We start from the raw sequence: 21,166 nt of genomic DNA on the forward strand, positions 1-21,166 counted from the left end.
AAAACAAATCGATAAACCGACCAATTATTCTTCTATCTTTGGATAAATCATCGATTCAATGATACGTTCTCTCGTTTTCCTTTTCTTTCTATTCGGCTGTCAGCCATCCCTTTGGTGCCAACAAATAAGTGTGCAATCTGCCGAAATTACATTTCACTTCACCTCAAAGGATGTAGAGGGAAGTATTGGAGGTTTCAACTCCAGTTCAATGATCGATTTGGGAAATCTTACCGAAAGTAAATTTTCAGGCTCCGTGCAGGTCGAAACCCTAAAAACAGGTAATTTCTTGAGGGATTGGTCGCTTAAAGGCGGAAAATATTTTGATGCCGATGCCTATCCTTCCATTCTTTTTAAAAGTACCAAAATTTCTGGAACTACAGATGGTACCTTTCAAGTGACCGGTAATCTAACCCTCAAAGGAACAACAAAACCGATTACCTTCACGTTTTCCCGTAAAGATAATCGGCTTATAGGTTTAACATCCTTGTTTACTTCAGACTTCGGCATTCATATAAAGGATGAACGGGAAGAAAATGAAGTGGATGTAACCATTGTTCTCAATTTCTAGGACATCTGCAAAAGTGAACGCATTTCTTGCTCATCCGTACTAACTCCATACAGTTTTTCGTCCACTTCCATCGCATTGGTGGCTCCCAAATCCCCTACATATAGAGGAACGAATCCAATATCGGAAATTAATTGTTCCGTTACCTTCCTACTTTTGGCATCCTGGGCGGCAAAAGGTACCGCCATTGGATTGGCTTCATCAAAGGCCCTGTTCTTTAAATCTTTGTGGTGAATGGTATTGAAAGCCTTTGCGGTAACGGCCGTATTGAATTTTAAAGCTGTATACTCAGATGCATTACGGTTGTTGTCCCTAACTTCTTGGGCAACCTCTCCATCCCTTTCAGGATAGGGATTGGTAGCATCAATGATCACTTTATTGCCATACTCCCCAGCAAAAACTTCTGCGGTTTCGTTTATGGCCTTAAATGGTGTCGCCAAAAGGTAAACATCCGCATTGGCCTCAAAGGCTTCCGCCACACTTACCGCCTTAGCATTCTTTCCGCTTTCGCGTACCATATCATTCAATTCATTGGGATGTCTGGAACTAAACAGGACTTTATGACCTGCCTTGGACCAATGTTTGCCCAAGGTTCCTCCAATTTTTCCACTTCCTATAATTCCAATTTTCATTTTGTTCTCTCTTTTAAGATTAATTAATTTCTGTCTTACGCCATTTCAGTTTTCAAAGCTACTTCAGCCTCGCCCCTTGCCGGGTAATCATTTTTGGTGACGTAGTCAATCATGTTAAGAATATCATCAAAACCCGGTCTCGCAAAAGGCATGGTTTGTATAGACGCGGCATAAAGGGTGTTATCCGGTTTTACAAAGAAAAGCCCCGGCTCGGTAAATTGATCCGGTTCTTTGTCACTAATTCCGTTGGAAACGTACAGTCCCCACTCCCTTGCCTGACTGATTGTAAGTCCGTAGGCCAATGGCAACTCTGGAATATCCCACTTTTCGGCTGTTTTTTTCGCTAGCTCTTCGGTATTGCTACTAATAGCCACCACATTAACGCCGCGTTCGCTGAACTCGTCCAACCTGCCGGCCAATTCTTCAAGCTGCTTCTTACAAACAGGGCAATGAATTCCCCTGTAAAAGACCATCATCGTAAAGCTTTCGCTTTCTTGGGCCTGTAAGCTCCAACGTGTTCCATTGATCAAATTCAGTTCTATTTGAGGTACTTCTTTTCTTGGTAATAACATATGTTTTAATTTTTATTTTAGTGATTTAAGGTATCTACAACCACCGCTATGGGTTGAATTTCATTTCGTACCTTTCTATATCTTCTTAATTGCGGTTTTGTAAGGATGTTCGACATTTCTGCACGTTGTTGACGGGCCAGTTCTGATAATAATGCCATTTTATCCTCCATGGTCATATTCGCTTTTTGAATTTTGTTCTCCCTTATGAGAAACTCCTCTAGCTTTTGCTGAAATTGCAAAATTTGCTTACCGTCCATAACCAATTCAGGTTGGTACGCTTGCGTGAGCGTCTTTGCCCATGTTTCGCTGCTTTTGTTCCCCTCCTGAAAATAGGTGTCCTGACCACGTAAACTAGTAACCAGTCCGAAACCGGATATCATCAATGCCCAAAATGTTGAATTCCTTTTCATCTTTTATTCTTTTGCGTTCCAATTATTCTCAAAGGCAAAATCATTCTGTGGAATCCGTTCCCGCTCACTCTGTTCCTGTTCTTGAAGGTCTTCCGGAAGTTTTTCCTGCTCTCCCCCAAAATATCCAATGGCGACGGCCGTAGAAAAATGATAGCCTTCAGGTACGTCAAATACTTCTTGCGCTTTTTTCCAGTCAAAGCCAGCCATATGGTGCATCGCTATTCCTTTATACTGTGCCTGTACGGTCATATTTCCCATGGCGAGACCCAAATCGTGGAGGGCATGAAAGTTGTCTTTACCGTCCGGCGTCTTCTCCTTGTAGGCAGTCAACATGAGTACGGGTGCATTGTCTGCCCAACTCTGATTGAATTCATCTAGGCAATCGTAAATCTTATCGTAGCCCTCTTCGCCCTTAAAGCCATAAATAAACCTCCATGGTTGCCAATTGTTGCAACTTGCTGCCCACCTAGCGGCTTCAAACAATTGTTTCATATCCTGTTTTCCTATGGGTTCTTCAGAAAATACCCTAGGACTATATCGTTGCTTTAATAGCGCATAGATTTCATGCTCATGATTGGCAATTTTATCCAATGCTATCTGTTCATATTCTGTCATAGCTAAATTTGTTTTAAATAATTATGTTCAATATAGCTCTGAATGAACAGGTCGCTTAACGCTACACATTCATTTTTTGATGTTAAAGCATTCCTACTTTTTGCGTCTATCTAGAATCTATTTGCATCAACTTAAATATGGATTTTAATTAACTTCGCGGCTTAAAATTCAAGTGTATGTGGGTATGGATTTTGTTTATTGCATTGGTCATGGTCTTTTTGGCATTGGACCTTGGTGTCTTTAATAAGAACGACCATGTAATCAAGAGTAAGGAAGCCGGAATATGGACGGCCGTGTGGGTTTCGGTCGCTCTTGGTTTTAGCGGGGTCATTTATTGGCTCTTTTCAAGCGGAATGGTAGAAAACCCTACAAACCTTACCCCCAATAATGCTGTTTTAAAGTATGTAACGGGTTACCTCATAGAATTATCCCTTAGTATTGACAACGTTTTTGTCATTGCTGTCATTTTTACCTCTTTTAACATACCGCCTTTATATCAACACAGAGTATTGTTTTGGGGTATTCTAGGAGCCATTATTTTTAGGGGACTAATGATTGTCTTTGGAGTGGCCTTGATATCAAAATTCGAATGGATTATCTATGTATTTGGGGTCTTTTTACTTTATACCGCCTATAAGATGCTCAAATCCGATGATAGCGAATTTGACCCAAAAAAATCATGGATTTTTAGGCAGGTTAAAAAGGTATTTCCTGTTACGCATCAAATTCAAGGACACGATTTTTTTGTAAAAAGAATGGGCGTGCGGGCGGCAACCCCACTTTTTATGGCTCTTATTGTAATTGAGCTGACCGATGTTCTTTTTGCCTTGGATAGTATTCCGGCAATTTTGGCCATTACGGCCGACCCATTTATCGTTTTCAGTTCCAATATCTTGGCAATTTTAGGTCTGCGTTCCATGTATTTCCTTATCTCGAGAATGCTGGAGAAATTCAGGTACATCAACTATAGTTTGGTAGTTATACTTGCCTTTGTAGGGCTTAAGATGTTATTCTCCCACAACATTGAGTTACCGGAATGGGTTTCCCTTACCGTTATCACCGTTTCTTTGTTAGCGGGAATAATCGCTTCCTTGGTCATTCCTCAAAAAGAGGATGAGGAAGTAATTTCAACAGAAGAGTAAGCTTTTAAGCAACCTTTTTAAATAGAGCCTGATAAATTTTAGCAACTGCCCAATTTCCTGCAGGAAAATACAAAGCGAAGAAAAGCGCCATTCCCAAGGAAAAATTTCGGATACCAAAAAACTGGTCCAATAAGTTATTGGGATAGGCATACGAGGTTTGCAAGCCATAACCTGCAAACTCCAAAAGTCCCATAGCTATAAGTCCGTACGCATACTGCATATGGAAGGGTAAACCTCTCAATAAGAGCGAAATTGGCACCATATATAAAAGATAACAGGTTATGACTTGCCACCAATAGGTGAATTGGGCAATCTCTACCGTGGCACCAAACCAGTTCATGGTGAGTCCCCACAAAAAATATAGCACACAATAAATTATAAGAAGTCGAGGATCTACTTGCAATTTGGCTTTTGCCCAGTGTAAAAATTCCTTCATGGATCAGGCCAATTTGGTATTGATTATCTGAATAGCATCTTCTACGGTCTGCATTTTTTCCATGTCTTCGTTTTCTAGCATAATATCAAATTCGTCCTCAACATCGAGAACTATATCTACTAAGTTGGCGGAATTAATATTCAGGTCGTTTATAAAGTGACTGTTCAATTCAATATCGTTAACCGAAACGTCTTCAGGTAGATAGGTTTTTATGATTTTTATTAATTTATCGTATTTAGTATGTTCATCCATTTACCAGTAATTTTAACACGTTCTAAAAATAGCACAAGCATTTACATCGCCAAAGCCGAAGCTTGCTTTTGCTAAAACTTGAAAATCCGTGTTCATTGATTTATGTGGTACACAGTCACTAGAAATGATTTTAACTATTTCCGGATGCAAATCTTCACAATTGAGATTTCCGAAAACCATTTGCTCCTTTAATTGCAAAATACAAGCTACCAGCTCAATACTTCCGGCTGCGGAAAGGCAATGGCCAAAATGCCCTTTAAACGAATTGATCCGAGGAAAATCACCCCCTTTTCGCTTGAGGGCCCTACTCCAATTTTCAATTTCCAAAGCATCCTTGGAGGTCGCCGTTAAATGTCCATTGACGATATCTACCTCTGAGGCCTGTACCTTACTATTTTCCAATGCCGACAGAATGCACCGCTGTACCGATTCACTATTAGGAGCGGTCATGGTACCTCCACCTCTTTGACCTCCACTATTGATATTACCGCCTAAAACTTCCGCATAAATGTTTGCTCCCCTTGCCTTGGCACTATCCAAGGATTCCAAAACCAAGGCACCTGCCCCGCTTCCAGGAACAAACCCTTGCGCCGAAGCACTCATAGGCCTGCTGGCACTTTCCGGCCGGTCATTAAAGTTTCTCGGAAGAATACGCATGGCATCAAAGCCGCCCCAGACGTAAGGTCCGCTATCACTGCAGCTCCCAACTAACATTCGTTCCGCTTGTCCGTTTTTAATCCGATCAAAACCCATCAATAAAGACTCCGTACCCGTAGTACATGCCGAAGAATTGGTAGTTACTTGATTACCGCACCCAATTTTACCCCCCAAGTAGGCACTCACACCGCTGGCCATGGTCTGAATAACCGTGGTGCTTCCCAAACGACGAACGTTACCTTCATCCACTAGGTTCATGGCTTCATTGAACTTGTCGACCCCTAGGGTGCCGGAACCGAAAACAATACCGCTATGCCAATCCGGATCATCTTCTGCTGCTAGCGGTAACGCGGCGTCCTTCCAAGCATCCAAACCGGCCATTACACCATATATGATTCCTGTGGCCTTGAGACCTCGTTGTTCCAAGGATGTAAAATGAGAACGAAGTTGTTCTTGAGAAATTTGCGGAGCCCCCGCTACCTGACATCCAAAATTTAGTTCTTCCAGTTCAGCAAAATGCCTAATCCCACTTACACCCATTTGCATGGATCGGTAAAAAGATTTTAGTCCCACTCCATTAGGAGCGCATACTCCCAGACCCGTAACCACCACTCTACTACCCATTAGAATCTACTTTAAGCATTCCTGCAATTTGTCCACGACAAACTATTTGATTATCAGAATTATACATTTTAACTTCGCACTTCAATTTATGAAATCGAAAATAGCGTTTTCGCGATACCACTTTTACTTTCTCTCCAGGTAAAACAGGTGTTAAAAACTCCATTTCACTACTGCTCATACCAATTTTAAAGGAGGATTTACTCTCTAACTCCTGTTCTTTGCCCAGCAAAAATAACCCCAAGGAAACTACACCAATCTGTGCGCAACATTCCGTAAGAATGACCCCCGGGGTCACTGGATAGTTTTTAAAATGCCCTTGGTAAAAAAAAGAATCCTCTGGAAATGTATATTCACCTTCCACTCCTTCCTCACTCACATGTATCAGTTTATCCACGAATAAGAAGGGCTTGGAATATGGAAGTTGCTTAATTAGATGCTGCCAGTTCATAGAGGAGAATTTATCGTAGACTTTCGCCCCCGTCCACCTTGATTACAGTGCCCGTTATCCATTGGGCCTCCGGGGTAGTTAAAAGATATACCACATTGGCCACATCCTCAGGGGAAGTTAGCCGACCATGGGGATTTCTTTGCAGCGCATTTTCCTTAATACGTTCATGGCCAGGTATCATTTTAAAGGATTTGGTTTCGGTAGCACCTGCCTGAATACAGTTCACCTTTAATCCTAAAGCAGCAAACTCCAACGCCATATTTCTTGTTAAAGACTCCAAGGTGGCCTTTGCCGCCGAAACGGCCGCATAGCCTTTCCACGCCCTTGTATTTCCTTCGCTGGTAAAGGAGATGATTCGCGCATCGCTTGAAAATAAATCTTCCTTAATCAAATCCTTTGTCCAATCATACAAACTAAGCGCCATGGCATTAAGGGTTATATGGAAATCTACATTCTCCAGTTCTTTTTCAGTTTGGGAGTTCATCGGTTTTAAATTTCCTTTGGCAATGCTATGAACCAATACTTTTAATTTTTCTTGGGCCCCTAATTTTGTTTTGATTTCCTTCAAAACCTGTTGACGTTTATTCGTTTTTACCAGATCCATATTGTACGAAACCAAATCCACGCCACTTGAAGTAATTTCTTGGAAATTAGATTTAACCTCTTCTAAATCAACTCTCCTATCTCTATGAATAATAAAAATGGAATATCCGTTCGCGGCCAGTTTTTTTGCCGTAGCCAAGCCCAATCCACTACTACCACCTAGAATAAGTGCCCATTGTTTTTTTGTTAGGTTCTCCATGATTTATGTGGCATTTACCATTCCAACAATATTCTTTGCCCCGAGAATCCCGGACCAAAACTCAGCATGAACCCTTGCTCCCCTTGTTTCAAATTGCGCTGCATAAAACGCTCCAATACGTAAAGCACCGTGGCACTACTCATATTACCAAATTGCCGTAAAACCTCTTTCGTATCGTCCACATTTTTGTCCATTTCACCAAATAGTTGTTCTACGGTCTGCACTATTTTCTTTCCTCCCGGATGAAAAATAAAGTGATTTACTTTTTTGATATCAGACCCGAATTTCTCCAAAAACGGATGGATGATTTTTGGAAAGTGTTCTTGGATAACATTGGGCACTTCAATATCCAATACCATTTTTAATCCGCCATTGGTGAGATCAAAGCCCATCATTTGAGTGGCGTTTTCAAAATGGTACATTTCAGCCCCCAGAATTTTGGGCCCGGAGGCTTTTTCTTCCGAGGACAACAAAACACATGCCGCCCCATCCCCAAAAATAGCGGCACTTACCATATTGGCCATAGAAAAATCATTCAGCTGAAAAGTTGCCGTCGGACTTTCTACCGCTACCACTGCAACACGTTTTCCAGGGTTTGATTTAAGAAAGTTATAGGCATATATCATACCCGACACCCCTGCCGCGCAACCCATTTCCGTGACCGGAAGGCGCACCACATCTTGGCGAAGCCCCAACGCTTCAATTAGAAAGGCATCCAAAGAAGGAATCATAATCCCCGTACAGCTAACGGTAATGATATAATCCAAGGAAGAAGCCTCCCATTCTTGTTGAAGCAAGGCTTTTCTAAGTACCTTTTCACCCAGCTTTTTGCTTTCCCGCACGTAAATTGCATTCTTTTCTTCAAAAGAAGTGGCAGTAAACACTTCGTCGGGACTCATGATACTATAACGGGTATCTACCGCTGCACCCTCAAAAATTTTAATCACTTTTCGCCTAAACCGTTCTTCTTGACCTTGAAGCCAGGATTCGACTAGGGGAATAATATCTTTTGTATTTCGGCTATACTCCGGAAGCTCCTTTGAAACCCCGGAAACCCTTACTTCGTTCATAAATCGTATACGTTTCTTTTTGGCCTTATGACCCAAATATATCTAAAGGCCCATTGCCAGCTAATGGTATGATTTGCCTCGGGCAGCGATTCCGCAAGTTTTAATAAATCCTTTTTTACAAAACCTCTTCTAATGGATACCTTACCATCATGCTTGGCCATCTTCGTCTTCATAAAAATAGTACTAAACCAGCCAAAAAGCACATATGCAAACCTACTTCTTTCCAAATCATTGATGATTATCGCTATACGCGACAATTCTTGGAGCTTGTTCAAGAAATGTTTGTGAAGCTCATCTTCTATATGATGAAGCGTTAGGGTGCACAAAACTATATCCACCGGCATATTTTTAATATCCCAATCGTTAACGTTCAGGTTTAAATAGGTTATCTCCGGATAAGAACGGGATTTCTCACGGGCTATATCCAAGCTAATTGGATTTAAATCAACCCCATAGCATTTAAGTTGAATACCACTGTCCCTAGCCCATTTTACCACATGTCGTAGCATTTCCCCATCACCACAACCCACATCTAAAATCGTATATGATTCTTTCTTATTTCTTTTAAAGATAGTATCTAACACCTGTAACGTTGACTTAAATCCCCCGAGTAGACGATTTACCAAGTTGATATCAGAAAAAGTAGCCTCCAACTCTTTTTTGGGCACATCGGGAGCATCCATCAATTCCAATCCTTGATATCTAGTAGGATACTCAAACATTACACAAGAGGTTTACCATGGGTAGCAGCAATTGTAGCTTTCAAAAGCTTAGAGCTCTTACCAACAAGCGATATTATAATATTGGACAATGTTGGCCTTAGAAGTATGCGCTGCAATTGCCTACCCCAATACAAACGCGCGTTAAAGGTCTTTTTCCATTCCTGCTGGTAACTTTTTTCCAATAGACTTCTATTTTCTTGACCCGATTTTACATAGGACACTACCAGCTCAGAAGCAATTTTAGCACTGTGTATGGCCATTGCCATTCCGTTGCCACAAAGAGGATGTATAAGTCCTGCAGTGTCGCCGATCATCAATACATGGTTTTCAACGGCTTTCTTTGGCCTGAATGAAATTTGTGCAATGGTCAACGGTTGCTCAAAAACGGGTTCTGCTTCTTGCAAAAAATCTTTTAAAAATTTGTTCTGGGCGATGATTTGTCCATTGAAATCTTCCACCTTCTTAAATTTCTGAAAACTATCATAATGCGCCATATAGCAAAAATTGACCTCTCCCGACTCCGTTTTGGAAAGTCCGCCATATCCTCCATGAAAATTATGTAACGCCACTACGTCATCGGGAAAGACATTCCATTTATAATGATTTTTGACCGCTACCCAGGCCGATTTTTCAGTAATAAAATCGCGATTTAGTTTTTTATCCAAAGTACTACGCTTTCCGTAAGCCCCTAAGACCACCCTTGAAGTAAATTTTTTACCATTCGATATAACTACCTCAAAACTAGATTTTTTGAATAAAATACCTGTGACTTTCTCGAATTGAACTTCTACACCAACCTCCAAAGCCCTCTTATACAAAAGTTCATCAAAAGCATAGCGACTAATCCCGAATCCGCCTAAGGGCAAATCGGCCTCCAATACCTTACCATTCCCTTGGCTCAATTGAAATTTTGAAATAGTTGGCGCTCCGGCAGCTTGCAGTGAAACTCCCAATTTTTGAAGATAGGGAAGCACCTCATTGGAAACATATTCCCCGCATACTTTGTGATGCGGATAGGTATTTTTCTCCAATACCAAAACCGAAACACCTTCTAAACCTAAATGAATGGCGGCCGTGAGTCCCGCAAGACCACCACCCACCACTACCACATCATAATCGAGTTTCACTTTTGGAATATACACATTAAAAAAAAGAATCCCGATCAAAAAATTGAACGGGATTCAAGGCTGAATTTCTCTTTTTCAAAATTACTTTATCCTTTCACTTGCTGCTTAGCTTCTTGCTTTAGGGCCTCACTAGCCACAATGGCCAATTCTACCCGTCTGTTTTTAGCTTTGCCTTCCTTGGTCTCGTTATCGGCAACAGGCTGATTTTCTCCATACCACTTGGTAGTCAACCTACTTGCATCAATTCCTTGGGATTTTAAATAATTGCTTACCGAAGTTGCCCTCGATTTTGAAAGTGTCATATTATAATCTTCCGGTCCGGCACTATCTGTATGCCCTTCCACCAACACGTTGGATTTAGGATATTCCTTTAAAATTTCGGCCAAACTGTTCAAGGTAGTTACAGATGTTCCCTTTACTTCAGATTTGTTCGTGTCAAAATAAACACCTGCATCCTCATTAAAGGTCACGTTTATTCCTTCTCCCACACGGGTAACTTCCGCTCCGGGTATTTCTTCTTCAATGCGCTCGGCTTGCCTGTCCATACGGTCACCAATGTAACCACCAGCAACACCTCCAATGGCTGCTCCTAGGATAGCTCCTAAAACGGTATTGTTACCGCTACCCACATTGTTACCAATGACACCGCCAATGGCAGCCCCACTTCCGGCACCAATAACAGCCCCTTTCTGCTTATTATTGGCGTTTTGAACAGTTTTACAACCTACGACCATAGACATGGCCATGAAAATATAAATTGATTTTATTGCAATCTTTTTCATCTATTATCTGATTTTATTGTTTGTTGAAAGAATATATGACCGAAACCATTTCGCCATTGGCGTTCACATTGGATTTTAGCGTCATACTGCCACTTGATAAAGAGACAATATCCATACCATAACCGGTACGCCCATAAAGGTCATTTTTCTTTTCGTCAATGTATTTGAACTGTAACCTATTGGCCCCGGAAGGGTCTTCCTGTACGGACCAACGAATATTTCGGGTACCCGTTGGGCAGGCTCCAGAATTCCCGTTAATAGTATAGCTTCCCGTACTGTTGTTTTCAAAAAAGTACCACGAACTACCCTCAAAACAGAAGGCATCCGCATCATTGAACAATTTTGCCTTAAAGTCACCTTCTTGTTCAAAGGAAACATCCTGCAAAATCCAAGTACCGTTTATGGTATCTCTTTGTTCCCTAATTTCTTTGCTTAGGGAGCAGGAGGCCAACATTAAAAATAGTGCGCCCAGCACAATGCTGTTCTTCATCATAAATTTAGTTTTTAGTTATCGTATATACGCGAGTAGTATGCCATTTGTTGTACGGCATTCGTTAATCTCTCGTTAACATGATGGCAAGATGCAGCTATAAATCTGGAAATCTGAATGTTAAAAAAGAAGATATTTGCTCAATTGCTAGTAGGCTATTAATTTAAGAAGTTGATCAAGAAATCGATTTTTAGGCAAGTAATTGTCTTCCAGTACTTTTGCAAATGGAATGGGAGTTTGCAAACTGGCCACTCTTTGAATGGGAGCGTCCAGAAATTCGAATCGGTTTTCCGAAACCATGGCCGAAATATCACTGGCAATTCCCCCGAAAATTGTATCTTCTTGCAGAATGATGAGTTTCCCAGTCTTTTCTACGGAGGTGTAGATGGATTCCATATCCATAGGCATCAAAGTACGTAAATCGAGTAGGTCTGCATCTATGTCCATATTCTCTTCCAAAGTTTTTAAAGCCCAATGCACTCCTGCCCCGTAGGACACTATGGTTACATCGGACCCCTCCTTCAATAGGGCCGCCTTGCCAAAAGGCAACGTGTAATAACCTTCTGGCACCTCTTGATATACACTACGGTATAAAGCTTTATGCTCAAAGAACAGTACAGGGTTGGGGTCGTTAATCCCCGTAGTCAACAGGCCTTTTGCATCTGCTGGAAATGCGGGGTACGCTACTTTTAAACCGGCAGTTTTTGTAAACCATGCTTCGTTTGTCTGGGAATGAAAAGGACCCGCACCCACATCCCCTCCACAGGGCATACGTATGACCACATCGGCCGGTTCTCCCCATCGGTAGTGGCTTTTTGCCAAATAATTCACGACAGGGTTGAACCCAGAAGAGACAAAATCTGCAAACTGCATTTCTACCACCGCTTTCATACCATTGATGGACAGGCCCATAGCAGCTTCAATAATTCCTGATTCGCATATAGGAGTGTTACGCACCCTTTCCTTTCCAAATTCGGTTAGGAAACCCTCCGTAACTTTGAAAACCCCGCCATACTCGGCAATATCCTGACCCATAACCACCAAATTGCCGTGCCTTTTCATCGACTCCTTAAGTCCGCCAGAAACAGCATCTACAAAACGTATGTTCTCGGTTTTTATAGAAGGCTCCATTACTTCATGCTGAAACGGATGATACACGTCTGCCAACTCTTTATCAGTATTCACTTCTATCAATCCCTCCTCGAAAGCCAAATTCAAATGTTGACTAATTTCTTTCTCGATTCCGGTCCGTATTTTTTGAATGGCAACTTCGGTCAAGAGTTTTTCCTCAATTAAAAAGCGTTCATAATTTTCTATGGGGTCTTTCTCCGCCCAGGATTCAAGTAAATCTTCGGGTACATATTTAGTACCGCTCGCTTCTTCATGCCCCCGCATTCTAAAAGTCTCAAACTCCAATAGAATGGGCCTTGGATTAGCCCGAACGGACTTCACCAAGTCCTTCATTCTTCGATAAATTTCCAGAATATTGTTCCCTTTAATCGTATACGATTCTATCCCGTAGCCAATACCCCTATCGGATAATCGTTTGCAAGCATATTGCTCATTAACTGGAGTAGATAATCCGTACCCGTTATTTTCAATACAAAATAAAACCGGTAAATTCCATACGGAAGCTACATTAAGGGCCTCGTGAAAATCCCCCTCGCTGGTGCCACCGTCACCTGTAAAAACAGCCGTTACTTTTTTTTCTCCTTTAAGCAAATCTCCCAAGGCAATTCCGTTGGCTACGCCCATTTGCGGACCCAAATGGGAAATCATCCCAATGATCTTATATTCTTGGGTTCCAAAATGAAAACTTCGGTCCCTACCCTTTGTAAAACCACTTGCCTTTCCTTGCCATTGGGCAAACAGTCGGTACAAGGGGATATCCTTAGTGGTGAACACTCCCAAGTTACGATGCATAGGAAGAATATACTCCTCATTAGTCAGCGCACTGGCAACACCCACAGAGATAGCTTCTTGCCCAATTCCACTGAACCACTTGCTCACTTTCCCTTGCCGCAATAGAACCAACATGCGCTCCTCGATCATTCGCGGTTTGAGCATGCGCTCGTACAAAAGGCCCAACATTTGATTACTAATACCCTCCTTGCTAAATTCCATATGGCAATTACGTCTTCAAATTTTATATAAATGTAGAAAAAAGGAATCTCACGGCTAAAATTACCTGTCACTGTTTGTATACAATATTTAGTACCTTTGCTCCACTAAAAATTTAATCGCTATGAGTGCCATACCCAGTGTAGATCTGCAGGATTTTGTTTCAGGAAATCCGGAGAGAAAAGAGAAGTTTATCAAGGAAATAGGGTCAGCTTTTGAAAATATAGGTTTTGTTGCCCTTAGTGGACATTTTTTATCCGATGAGCTGGTTGAAAACCTGTATTCGGAAATAAAGAAGTTTTTTGACCTCCCCCAAGAAACCAAGGATAAATATGAAATTGAGGGTATTGGCGGACAAAGGGGCTACACCTCTTTTGGAAAGGAACACGCCAAAGGCAGAAAAGAAGGGGATTTAAAGGAATTCTGGCATTTTGGTCAGTATGTGGAGGACAATCCGCAACTAGAAGAAGAATATCCAGACAATGTAATGGTCTCCGAATTACCGGAATTCAATAAAGTGGGGAAGGAAACCTACCAAATGTTGGAAAAAACGGCCCAATATGTGTTAAGGGCACTGGCACTTCATTTGGATTTAGAGGAAACCTATTTTGATGCGTATATCAAAAACGGTAACTCCATTCTTCGTCCCATACATTACCCACCTATTACCTCAGAACCGAAAAATGCGGTAAGAGCGGCCGCACATGGCGACATTAACCTTATTACCTTATTAATGGGGGCACATGGTAGAGGTCTACAGGTGCAAAATCATGAAGGCGAATGGGTAGATGCCATTGCCAGGCCGGACCAGTTGATGATCAATGTGGGCGATATGTTATCCCGACTTTCCAATAACAAGTTGAAATCCACCATTCACCAAGTGGTCAATCCACCCAAAGAGCTTTGGGGCACTTCCCGATATTCCATTCCGTTTTTTATGCATCCCATTAGTGAAATGCCGTTGAACTGCTTGGACAACTGTATTGATGAACAAAATCCAAAACAATTTGAGGATATTACTGCTGGAGAATTTCTGCACGAGCGATTGATTGAGTTGGGATTGATTAAAGGATAAATGCTTATTCGGCAATTAAAAATTGAATTAGGCGTTTAGGAGTCTAACCCAATTTTTGATTTATGAAGACTCACCTTTTTAACATTATATTATTCTTAATTCCAGCTCTATCATTTGGTCAGATTACATTTGAAAATGGCTATGTAATAAATAATCAAGGAGAGCGATTAGATTGTCTTATCAAAAACGTTGATTGGAAAAACAACCCCTCTAAATTTGAGTTTAAAAATACGCCAGACAGCGACATTAAGACTGGATATATCTATGATTTTCAAGAATTTGGGTTTGAAAATGGACCAAAATATATTAGAAAGAAAGTTGCTATTAATAGGTCTTCTGAAAATGTTCGTGAACTTGATGGAGACAGAAGGTTGCTATTTAACCAAGAAACGCTTTACTTAAAAATTTTGGTTTATGGTCATGCTAGCTTGTATTACTTTGAGGAAGGTAATTTAAGAAGATTTTTCTTCAGCTCTGTAGGCAATGATATTCAGCAACTACGTTATAAAAAGTACAGAACCTCTTCGCAGGGTTCTCGCAGTTCATCCATTGGTGAAAACAACGAGTTTAGACAGCAATTACTTAACAGTCTTAATTGTGAAGGTTTTAATAAAAAGAGTTTGGCGAAACTTCCTTATAAGAAGGAACCACTAGTTAAAATTTTTAAGGATTATAACAAGTGTAAAAATCCTGACTTCAATATAAATTTAAAAGATAATAAATCTGAAACAGAGTTTGACTTCAACTTAACTTTGAAGGGCAGCTTTAGGCAGTATTCCCTAACAACTTTCTATAATGCGAAACAAACGGAATTTGGAAGTGAGTCTGGAATAGGAGCAGGTATAGAACTAGAGATAGTTCTTCCTTTTAACCAAAACAAATGGGGCTTGATTTTTGAACCAACTTACCAATCCTTTTCAAGTACTACTGAACAGTCTTTTTCTTTCTCCGTTAATACTTACGAGGTTACAGCAGATTACAGCTCCATAGAACTACCGCTAGGAATTAGATATCACTCCTACATTAATAAGAAGACAAGCTTTTTTGTAAATGGCGGTATGTCTTACGATGTGATTATGAATGATAAAATTAGCAACAATAGTGACCTTTATGGTGATTTAAAACTAGAGTCTGCCAATAATCCATTTTTTGGGTTAGGATTTAAATATGGTAATTTGAGCTCTGAGTTTAGATATCAATCTGCAAGAGACGGATTGAAAAACTATCATTACCGTAAAAGTGAATTCAAAGGATTTTCTATTATTTTTGGATACAAATTACTCTAATGTCCGATTTAAAAGACCAATTAAAAAATCTTTTTCCAGATCACCAACCCCCGGAAGAAGAACCAACGGCTCAAGAAAAAAGCGATGTATGGTTGCAAGATGATCCCATCATCTGCAAGTACGAAAAACGTAAAGGAAAACCAATTACCATCTTGGAAGGGTACAATGGTGCCGATAGCGACTTTAAAAAATTGGCCAAGGAAATTAAGACCAGATTAAGTGTGGGCGGTAGTTTTAAGAATGAGCAAATCATCATTCAAGGAGATTACCGCGATAAGATCATGGAAATCCTTAAAGAAAAAGGTTTTTCCGTTAAACGCGTAGGAGGTTAATTACGTTACCTCATATTTGACGTCACAAATGACAGCGATTAGTGATTTCTGTTAATTATTTTTTGTTTTTTTCGATTAAATAGTACTTTTAATCGTCAAACCCTAATCCACCAAAAATTCATGAGTTCTCTTTTACACATCACCAATGGAGATAGCTTTACGGAAAAACTAAAATCCTTAAAGTTAAAAGGAGATATTATTACATGGCGTGAAATGCTGTGTGAAGGCAAGACATTGACCAACGTTGGAAGTGAAACCTTCTGGAAAACCCGCTTTGAATTCCTAAATAAAAATTACAAAGTCTCAAAATCTTGGTTCATTGAAAAAACATTAAAAGAATACCGTTCTCTTTGCAACCACAAGCAACAAGATGAGATCGTACTCTGGTTTGAGTACGATCTTTTTTGTCAAATTAACATGATTGCGGTATTAAGTTGGTTAAAGGCCAATCGAAAATATGCCCAGGTATATTTGGTCTGTAGCGGCAAAGAGGACAATTCCGGTAAATATTATGGTTTGGGGGAGCTTGGCGATGAAAAGCTATTGGAACTCTACAACAACAAAATTGAACTTACACAGGACGATATTGAGTATGCGGATTATGTTTGGCAATTGTATTGCAGTGATAATCCCATTCGCTTGGAAAACCTATCCGATTTCTCCCAATTTCAGTTTGAGTACCTGCCCGATGCCCTTCAGACGCATTTACAACGCTTTCCGAGTATCAAGAACGGTTTGAACGCCATGGAGAACAACATTCTTCAAATTGGAGCGAACAAAAAGCCGAAATCTAAAAAAGAATTTATTTCGGAAATTTTGCAGAACCAAGGCTTCTTAGGCTTTGGAGATTCGCAATATGACCGTGCCCTAACTCGAATGAAACCCCTATTTACAGCTCTTAACCCCGTTAGACTGAGTAAAAAGGGCAAGGAGGTACTGGACAATCAAACAAGTTATTATGCCCGCATACAAGATACGGATGTATATCTGGGCGGTGCGCTCAAATACAATTACCTCTACAATACCGATTCTAGAAGGATTTTAAAACTTTAGTATGCAATTAAGCCCTTCGGAGCTTATTTTAAATGCCGATAAAAGCATTTACCATCTTAATCTCCTCCCCCAAGACATTGCCCACACCGTTATCACTGTAGGCGATCCGGACCGTGTTGCCGACGTTTCCAAACATTTTAATACCATTGAAGTAAAAAAAGGCAAAAGGGAATTCCACACCCATACCGGAAGCTTTAAAGGAAAACGCATGACCGTCATTTCCACAGGAATTGGTACGGACAATATTGACATTGTTTTGAATGAGCTAGACGCGTTGGTGAACATTGATTTTGAAAAGCGCATATTAAAGGAGAACAAAACAAGCTTGGAAATAGTTAGAATTGGTACTTCCGGTGCCATTCAGCCCGATATTGAGGTGGACAGTTTTCTAATGAGTGAAATGGCGATGGGTTTTGATGGCCTCATGCATTTTTATGATGGTGAAAATCTTTTGGACCAAGCATTTTCCAATGCCTTTATGGAGCATGCCCAGTGGTCTTCTAAAAAGTCCAGCCCATATGTGGTTACATATGACGAAAATCTGGGGAAAAAGCTATTTTCAAATCGTATACGATTAGGTGTTACGGTAACCAATATAGGGTTTTATGGTCCACAGGGAAGAAAGTTACGCTTAAAAACGAGCGACCCGTCCCTAAACGATAAATTAAAGAGCTTTACCCACGAGGGCAGACAAATTACCAACTTGGAAATGGAAACTTCCGGTATTTACGGGCTCTCCAAACTTTTAGGTCATAAGGCCGTATCCATGAACTGCATTCTTGCAAATAGGGCTACCGGCCAATTCAGTCAAAAACCGGGTAAAAGCGTAGAGGAGTTGATTGTTTATACGCTAGAAAAACTCACCCGAAGCTAAGACCTTAACTATTCCTTTAAACAAAAAGCTTTCTCTTTTCCTATTTTTGACTTTCTATGGAAGAGAGACTATACCAACACCGAGACCTGAGCTGGCTTAGTTTTAACGGGCGTGTACTTCAAGAAGCCCAAGATAAGCGTAATCCGCTTTATGAACGCATTAAGTTCTTGGCCATATTTTCATCTAACTTGGACGAATTCTTTCGCGTAAGGGTGTCCAAATTGCGGCAGATTAAAAATGTGGATAAGCAGATTCGCAAGAAATTGAAATTACGCCCCACTAAGACCCTAAAGGAAATCATAAACAGGGTGGAAACCCAACAGGAAATCTTCGGAAGTATTTTCAAGGAGGGTATTATTCCAGAATTACAGCGTAATGGAATACATTTAATCTCCAAAGACGAATTCACAAAGGACCAACAACAAGAAGCAAAGGCATTTTTTAATTCCAATGTAAAAGAACATATAGAAATTGTACCTGTTTCTGAAGGGGAGATTCCTTTTTTGGCCAATAATGCCCTGTACTTTTACATTCGGTTTACGGACAGCAGTTCTAGTTTCGTTTCCATTCCTTCGGACAAGGTCCCTAGGTTTGTCACCCTCCCTGCAACTGACCAAAAACACTTTATCACATTTCTAGATGACATCATTTCACTAGAGTCTCATAATCTATTTAAAAATAAGAAAATACAAAGTTTATTTGAAGTAAAACTTTCACGTGATGCCGAACTGTATTGGGAAGACAATTTTGATGGGGACATCGCCCATCAGATAGGGGAATCGCTTTCGCAGAGAAAAGTAGGGCAGCCTACCCGACTACTCTATGATTTTAGTATGCCGGAAACAGACCGCAAAGCGCTTCGACATATTTTGGGCCTTGGCAAGGTGGATATGTTCCCGGGAGGGAAATATCATAATTACAGTGACTTTATGTCCTTTCCGGACCCCTCTAATAATCCGGAACTTCATTTTAAACCTCTGCCTCCCCTTCCCCATCCTGTTTTAAGCCATAGTCCGGACATATTTGCTTCCATTCGCCAAGCCGATCAGATGTTGCATTTTCCGTATCACTCATTTGACCCTGTATTGGAATTCTTGGAAAAAGCTACTATAGATCCGCAGACCGAGAGCATCAAGATTTCACTGTACCGCATTGCAAAGGACTCCAAATTGGCACTAGCGTTACTGAAGGCTCTTGAAAATGGAAAAAAGGTCATGGTATTTGTAGAACCCAAAGCCCGCTTTGATGAAGCCAATAATCTGGAATGGAGCAAAAAACTCAAAGAACATGGGGCCGAAGTGTATCACAGCGACCTTGAAATTAAGGTGCATAGCAAAATTATGATGGTGGAGCGAAAGGAAGAGGAGACTTTGCAGCGTTACGCATATATTAGCACCGGTAACTTCAATCGTAAAACCTCTAAGATTTATGCCGACCATGGGCTTTTTACCGCCGATCCCAGAATTTCAGGGGAGTTGGCACAGGTCTTTGAGGTACTGGAACGAAAACGGCTCGCCCCAATCACAAAGCACTTAATGGTGTCACCCTTTTCAACACGCACCAAGTTTTATCAATTGATAGACCAAGAGGTAAAAAATGCCAAGGAGGGACTACCGGCAGGCATTAAAATTAAAATGAACAGCCTTCAGGATAAGGATATGATCGCTAAGATTTATGAAGCGGCCGAAGCCGGCGTATCAGTTCGATTATTGGTTCGGGGTTTTTGCGCACTCCACATGGGCAACGAGAAAGCTGCTAAAAATATTCAAGTGACAAGTATTGTGGACCGATTTCTGGAACACGGCAGGATTTACTGGTTTGAAAATAACGGCGCGCCGAAAATGTTTACGGGCTCTGCCGATTGGATGACCCGAAATCTAGACCGAAGAATTGAAGTTCTTACCCCAATTTACGATAGGGAAATTTTCAAGGAACTATCACATATTTTGGAACTGCAATTAAGTGACAATGTTAAAGCCAGGATCATAGATGAAGTAGAAAGCAACGAATATTTCGCCAATGACGAAAAGCAGTGCCGTTCGCAATATGAAATTTATAAGGTTCTAAAGGAAAAGGTAATCGTATCTGCTGATTAAAAAGCATTAGGCTTAGTTTCGTATACGATTTTTTAGATGTGATATTTCATTTTATCGGGAGCCATATTAGCTTAAATTTGTAAAAAGTTTAAACCCACTTGCATGAAAGAAGTAAGAATTGTAGGCGTACCGGAACATTTCAATTTACCTTGGCATATGGCCATGGAAGACCGTATGTTCGAGGATCGAGGAATAGACCTACATTGGACCGATGTACCCGAAGGTACCGGTAGAATGTGCCAAATGCTGAAAGATGGGGAAACCGACCTGGCCATTATCCTGACCGAAGGACTGATAAAAAGCATTTCCGAAGGCAATCCCGCCAAAATCATCCAAGAATTTATTGCTACTCCCTTGCAATGGGGTATTCATGTGGGCTCAAAAAGCGATTTTAAAGCGATTTCCGAGCTTCAATCGGCGAAAGCCGCTATTAGTCGGTTTGGAAGCGGAAGTCACCTTATGGCGTATGTAAATGCCCAAAACGAAGGCTGGAGCACCGATCAATTACAGTTTGAGGTGATCAATAACCTAGATGGCGCCGTAGATGCCCTTACTTCCGGCACGGCCGATTATTTTATGTGGGAACATTTTACCACCAAACCTTTGGTAGATGATGGTACCTTTCGCCGTTTGGGCGACTGCCCTACCCCTTGGCCTTGTTTCGTAATTGCGGCTACGGACCGTTTTCTATCGGAAGAACCCAGCACTGCCCAGCATATCTTGGAGGTAATCAATGATTACACACTCGAATTCAAACAAATTCCCAGTATCGACCGCACCTTGGCCAACGAGTACGGACAACAATTGGAAGATATCAAGGAATGGCTTTCAATCACCCAATGGAGCCAAAACCAATTATCTCAGGCTTCCCTAAAAAAGGTACAGGAAACGTTACATAGTTTGGACCTAGTAAAGAACATCCTTCCAGAAGACCGAATTCTTAAGAATTTTTAAGAATACAAGACTTGACAAACACCTTTTTC

24 protein-coding genes are annotated in these 21,166 nt (G+C 40.9%); 9 read left to right on the plus strand and 15 right to left on the minus strand.

All coding sequences use genetic code 11. The features are described from left to right. The first annotated feature begins 58 nt into the window (after window positions 1-58). Entirely contained in the window at window positions 59-568 is a 510-nt protein-coding gene (locus BIZ36_RS07630) for a YceI family protein (RefSeq protein WP_187457292.1), read from the plus strand. On the opposite strand, the gene BIZ36_RS07635 is transcribed toward BIZ36_RS07630, so the two are convergent. Genes BIZ36_RS07635 through BIZ36_RS07650 form a run of 4 tightly spaced genes read right to left on the minus strand, consistent with a single transcriptional unit; the run spans window position 565 to window position 2,794 of the window. Further along, window positions 565-1,197: an NAD(P)-binding domain-containing protein gene (locus BIZ36_RS07635; RefSeq protein ID WP_187457293.1), complete on the minus strand. Its 633-nt coding sequence runs from the start codon at window positions 1,195-1,197 to the stop codon at window positions 565-567. The two genes, BIZ36_RS07630 and BIZ36_RS07635, sit on opposite strands and share 4 nt — an antisense overlap. A 35-nt stretch (window positions 1,198-1,232) precedes the next feature. Next, complete coding sequence (locus BIZ36_RS07640) at window positions 1,233-1,769, minus strand: peroxiredoxin-like family protein (RefSeq protein WP_187457294.1); 537 nt, start codon at window positions 1,767-1,769, stop codon at window positions 1,233-1,235. Between the two features lie 17 nt (window positions 1,770-1,786). Beyond that, window positions 1,787-2,179, minus strand: coding sequence for a hypothetical protein (locus BIZ36_RS07645; protein WP_187457295.1), 393 nt, complete (start codon window positions 2,177-2,179; stop codon window positions 1,787-1,789). Between the two features lie 3 nt (window positions 2,180-2,182). Further along, on the minus strand, window positions 2,183-2,794 hold the full coding sequence (locus BIZ36_RS07650) for a nitroreductase family protein (protein ID WP_187457296.1): 612 nt from the start codon (window positions 2,792-2,794) through the stop codon (window positions 2,183-2,185). A gap of 176 nt (window positions 2,795-2,970) precedes the next feature. Here BIZ36_RS07650 and BIZ36_RS07655 point away from each other — a divergent pair, with 176 nt between their 5' ends. Then, window positions 2,971-3,936: a TerC family protein gene (locus BIZ36_RS07655; protein WP_187457297.1), complete on the plus strand. Its 966-nt coding sequence runs from the start codon at window positions 2,971-2,973 to the stop codon at window positions 3,934-3,936. Window positions 3,937-3,940: 4 nt separating this feature from the next. Here the strand turns inward: BIZ36_RS07655 and BIZ36_RS07660 are convergent, their stop codons facing one another. The 11 genes from BIZ36_RS07660 to BIZ36_RS07710 form a co-directional block, all read right to left on the minus strand. Then, window positions 3,941-4,372 (minus strand): hypothetical protein, encoded by a 432-nt coding sequence (locus BIZ36_RS07660; RefSeq protein ID WP_187457298.1) that lies wholly within the window; start codon window positions 4,370-4,372, stop codon window positions 3,941-3,943. Between the two features lie 3 nt (window positions 4,373-4,375). Next, window positions 4,376-4,624, minus strand: a complete 249-nt coding sequence (locus BIZ36_RS07665) for a phosphopantetheine-binding protein (protein ID WP_187457299.1) — start codon at window positions 4,622-4,624, stop codon at window positions 4,376-4,378. A 12-nt stretch (window positions 4,625-4,636) separates the two neighbouring features. Next, window positions 4,637-5,905 carry a beta-ketoacyl-[acyl-carrier-protein] synthase family protein gene (locus tag BIZ36_RS07670; RefSeq protein WP_187457300.1) on the minus strand — a complete coding sequence of 423 codons (1,269 nt, stop codon included), beginning with the start codon at window positions 5,903-5,905 and terminating at the stop codon, window positions 4,637-4,639. Then, window positions 5,898-6,353, minus strand: coding sequence for a 3-hydroxyacyl-ACP dehydratase FabZ family protein (locus BIZ36_RS07675; RefSeq protein WP_187457301.1), 456 nt, complete (start codon window positions 6,351-6,353; stop codon window positions 5,898-5,900). The genes BIZ36_RS07670 and BIZ36_RS07675 overlap by 8 nt, the downstream gene beginning before the upstream one ends. A 10-nt stretch (window positions 6,354-6,363) precedes the next feature. Continuing rightward, window positions 6,364-7,155, minus strand: a complete 792-nt coding sequence (locus tag BIZ36_RS07680; RefSeq protein WP_187457302.1) for an SDR family oxidoreductase — start codon at window positions 7,153-7,155, stop codon at window positions 6,364-6,366. Window positions 7,156-7,169: 14 nt separating this feature from the next. Then, window positions 7,170-8,225 carry a type III polyketide synthase gene (locus BIZ36_RS07685; protein WP_187457303.1) on the minus strand — a complete coding sequence of 352 codons (1,056 nt, stop codon included), beginning with the start codon at window positions 8,223-8,225 and terminating at the stop codon, window positions 7,170-7,172. Beyond that, window positions 8,222-8,947 carry a methyltransferase domain-containing protein gene (locus tag BIZ36_RS07690; protein ID WP_187457304.1) on the minus strand — a complete coding sequence of 242 codons (726 nt, stop codon included), beginning with the start codon at window positions 8,945-8,947 and terminating at the stop codon, window positions 8,222-8,224. Before BIZ36_RS07690 ends, BIZ36_RS07685 begins: the two co-directional genes overlap by 4 nt. Further along, complete coding sequence (locus BIZ36_RS07695) at window positions 8,947-10,074, minus strand: NAD(P)/FAD-dependent oxidoreductase (RefSeq protein ID WP_187457305.1); 1,128 nt, start codon at window positions 10,072-10,074, stop codon at window positions 8,947-8,949. The genes BIZ36_RS07690 and BIZ36_RS07695 overlap by 1 nt, the downstream gene beginning before the upstream one ends. 86 nt (window positions 10,075-10,160) lie before the next feature. Further along, window positions 10,161-10,856: a YiaD family glycine zipper/OmpA-like lipoprotein gene (locus BIZ36_RS07700; RefSeq protein ID WP_187457306.1), complete on the minus strand. Its 696-nt coding sequence runs from the start codon at window positions 10,854-10,856 to the stop codon at window positions 10,161-10,163. Window positions 10,857-10,869: 13 nt separating this feature from the next. After that, window positions 10,870-11,349, minus strand: a complete 480-nt coding sequence (locus BIZ36_RS07705; protein ID WP_222937304.1) for a lipocalin family protein — start codon at window positions 11,347-11,349, stop codon at window positions 10,870-10,872. A 144-nt stretch (window positions 11,350-11,493) separates the two neighbouring features. Next, the gene (locus tag BIZ36_RS07710) at window positions 11,494-13,470 is read right to left on the minus strand and encodes an alpha-ketoacid dehydrogenase subunit alpha/beta (RefSeq protein WP_187457307.1); all 1,977 of its coding nucleotides are present in this window, start codon (window positions 13,468-13,470) and stop codon (window positions 11,494-11,496) included. A gap of 121 nt (window positions 13,471-13,591) precedes the next feature. On the opposite strand from BIZ36_RS07710, the gene BIZ36_RS07715 reads away from it, so the two are divergent. The 7 genes from BIZ36_RS07715 (at window position 13,592) to BIZ36_RS07745 (ending at window position 21,137) form a co-directional block, all read left to right on the plus strand. Continuing rightward, window positions 13,592-14,542, plus strand: a complete 951-nt coding sequence (locus tag BIZ36_RS07715) for an isopenicillin N synthase family dioxygenase (RefSeq protein WP_187457308.1) — start codon at window positions 13,592-13,594, stop codon at window positions 14,540-14,542. A 62-nt stretch (window positions 14,543-14,604) separates the two neighbouring features. Next, window positions 14,605-15,828 carry an outer membrane beta-barrel protein gene (locus BIZ36_RS07720; RefSeq protein WP_187457309.1) on the plus strand — a complete coding sequence of 408 codons (1,224 nt, stop codon included), beginning with the start codon at window positions 14,605-14,607 and terminating at the stop codon, window positions 15,826-15,828. Beyond that, window positions 15,828-16,160 carry a translation initiation factor gene (locus BIZ36_RS07725; RefSeq protein ID WP_187457310.1) on the plus strand — a complete coding sequence of 111 codons (333 nt, stop codon included), beginning with the start codon at window positions 15,828-15,830 and terminating at the stop codon, window positions 16,158-16,160. The genes BIZ36_RS07720 and BIZ36_RS07725 overlap by 1 nt, the downstream gene beginning before the upstream one ends. Window positions 16,161-16,280: 120 nt before the next feature. Then, window positions 16,281-17,213, plus strand: a complete 933-nt coding sequence (locus tag BIZ36_RS07730; RefSeq protein ID WP_187457311.1) for a DUF1835 domain-containing protein — start codon at window positions 16,281-16,283, stop codon at window positions 17,211-17,213. Between the two features lies 1 nt (window position 17,214). Continuing rightward, complete coding sequence (locus BIZ36_RS07735; RefSeq protein WP_187457312.1) at window positions 17,215-18,087, plus strand: nucleoside phosphorylase; 873 nt, start codon at window positions 17,215-17,217, stop codon at window positions 18,085-18,087. Between the two features lie 56 nt (window positions 18,088-18,143). Beyond that, entirely contained in the window at window positions 18,144-20,183 is a 2,040-nt protein-coding gene (ppk1, locus tag BIZ36_RS07740) for a polyphosphate kinase 1 (protein WP_187457313.1), read from the plus strand. Between the two features lie 102 nt (window positions 20,184-20,285). Then, window positions 20,286-21,137 (plus strand): substrate-binding domain-containing protein, encoded by an 852-nt coding sequence (locus BIZ36_RS07745; protein ID WP_187457314.1) that lies wholly within the window; start codon window positions 20,286-20,288, stop codon window positions 21,135-21,137. Window positions 21,138-21,166 lie beyond the last annotated feature (29 nt).

Source organism: Cytophaga sp. FL35 (genome assembly GCF_014349235.1).
Lineage (GTDB): Bacteria > Bacteroidota > Bacteroidia > Flavobacteriales > Flavobacteriaceae > Euzebyella.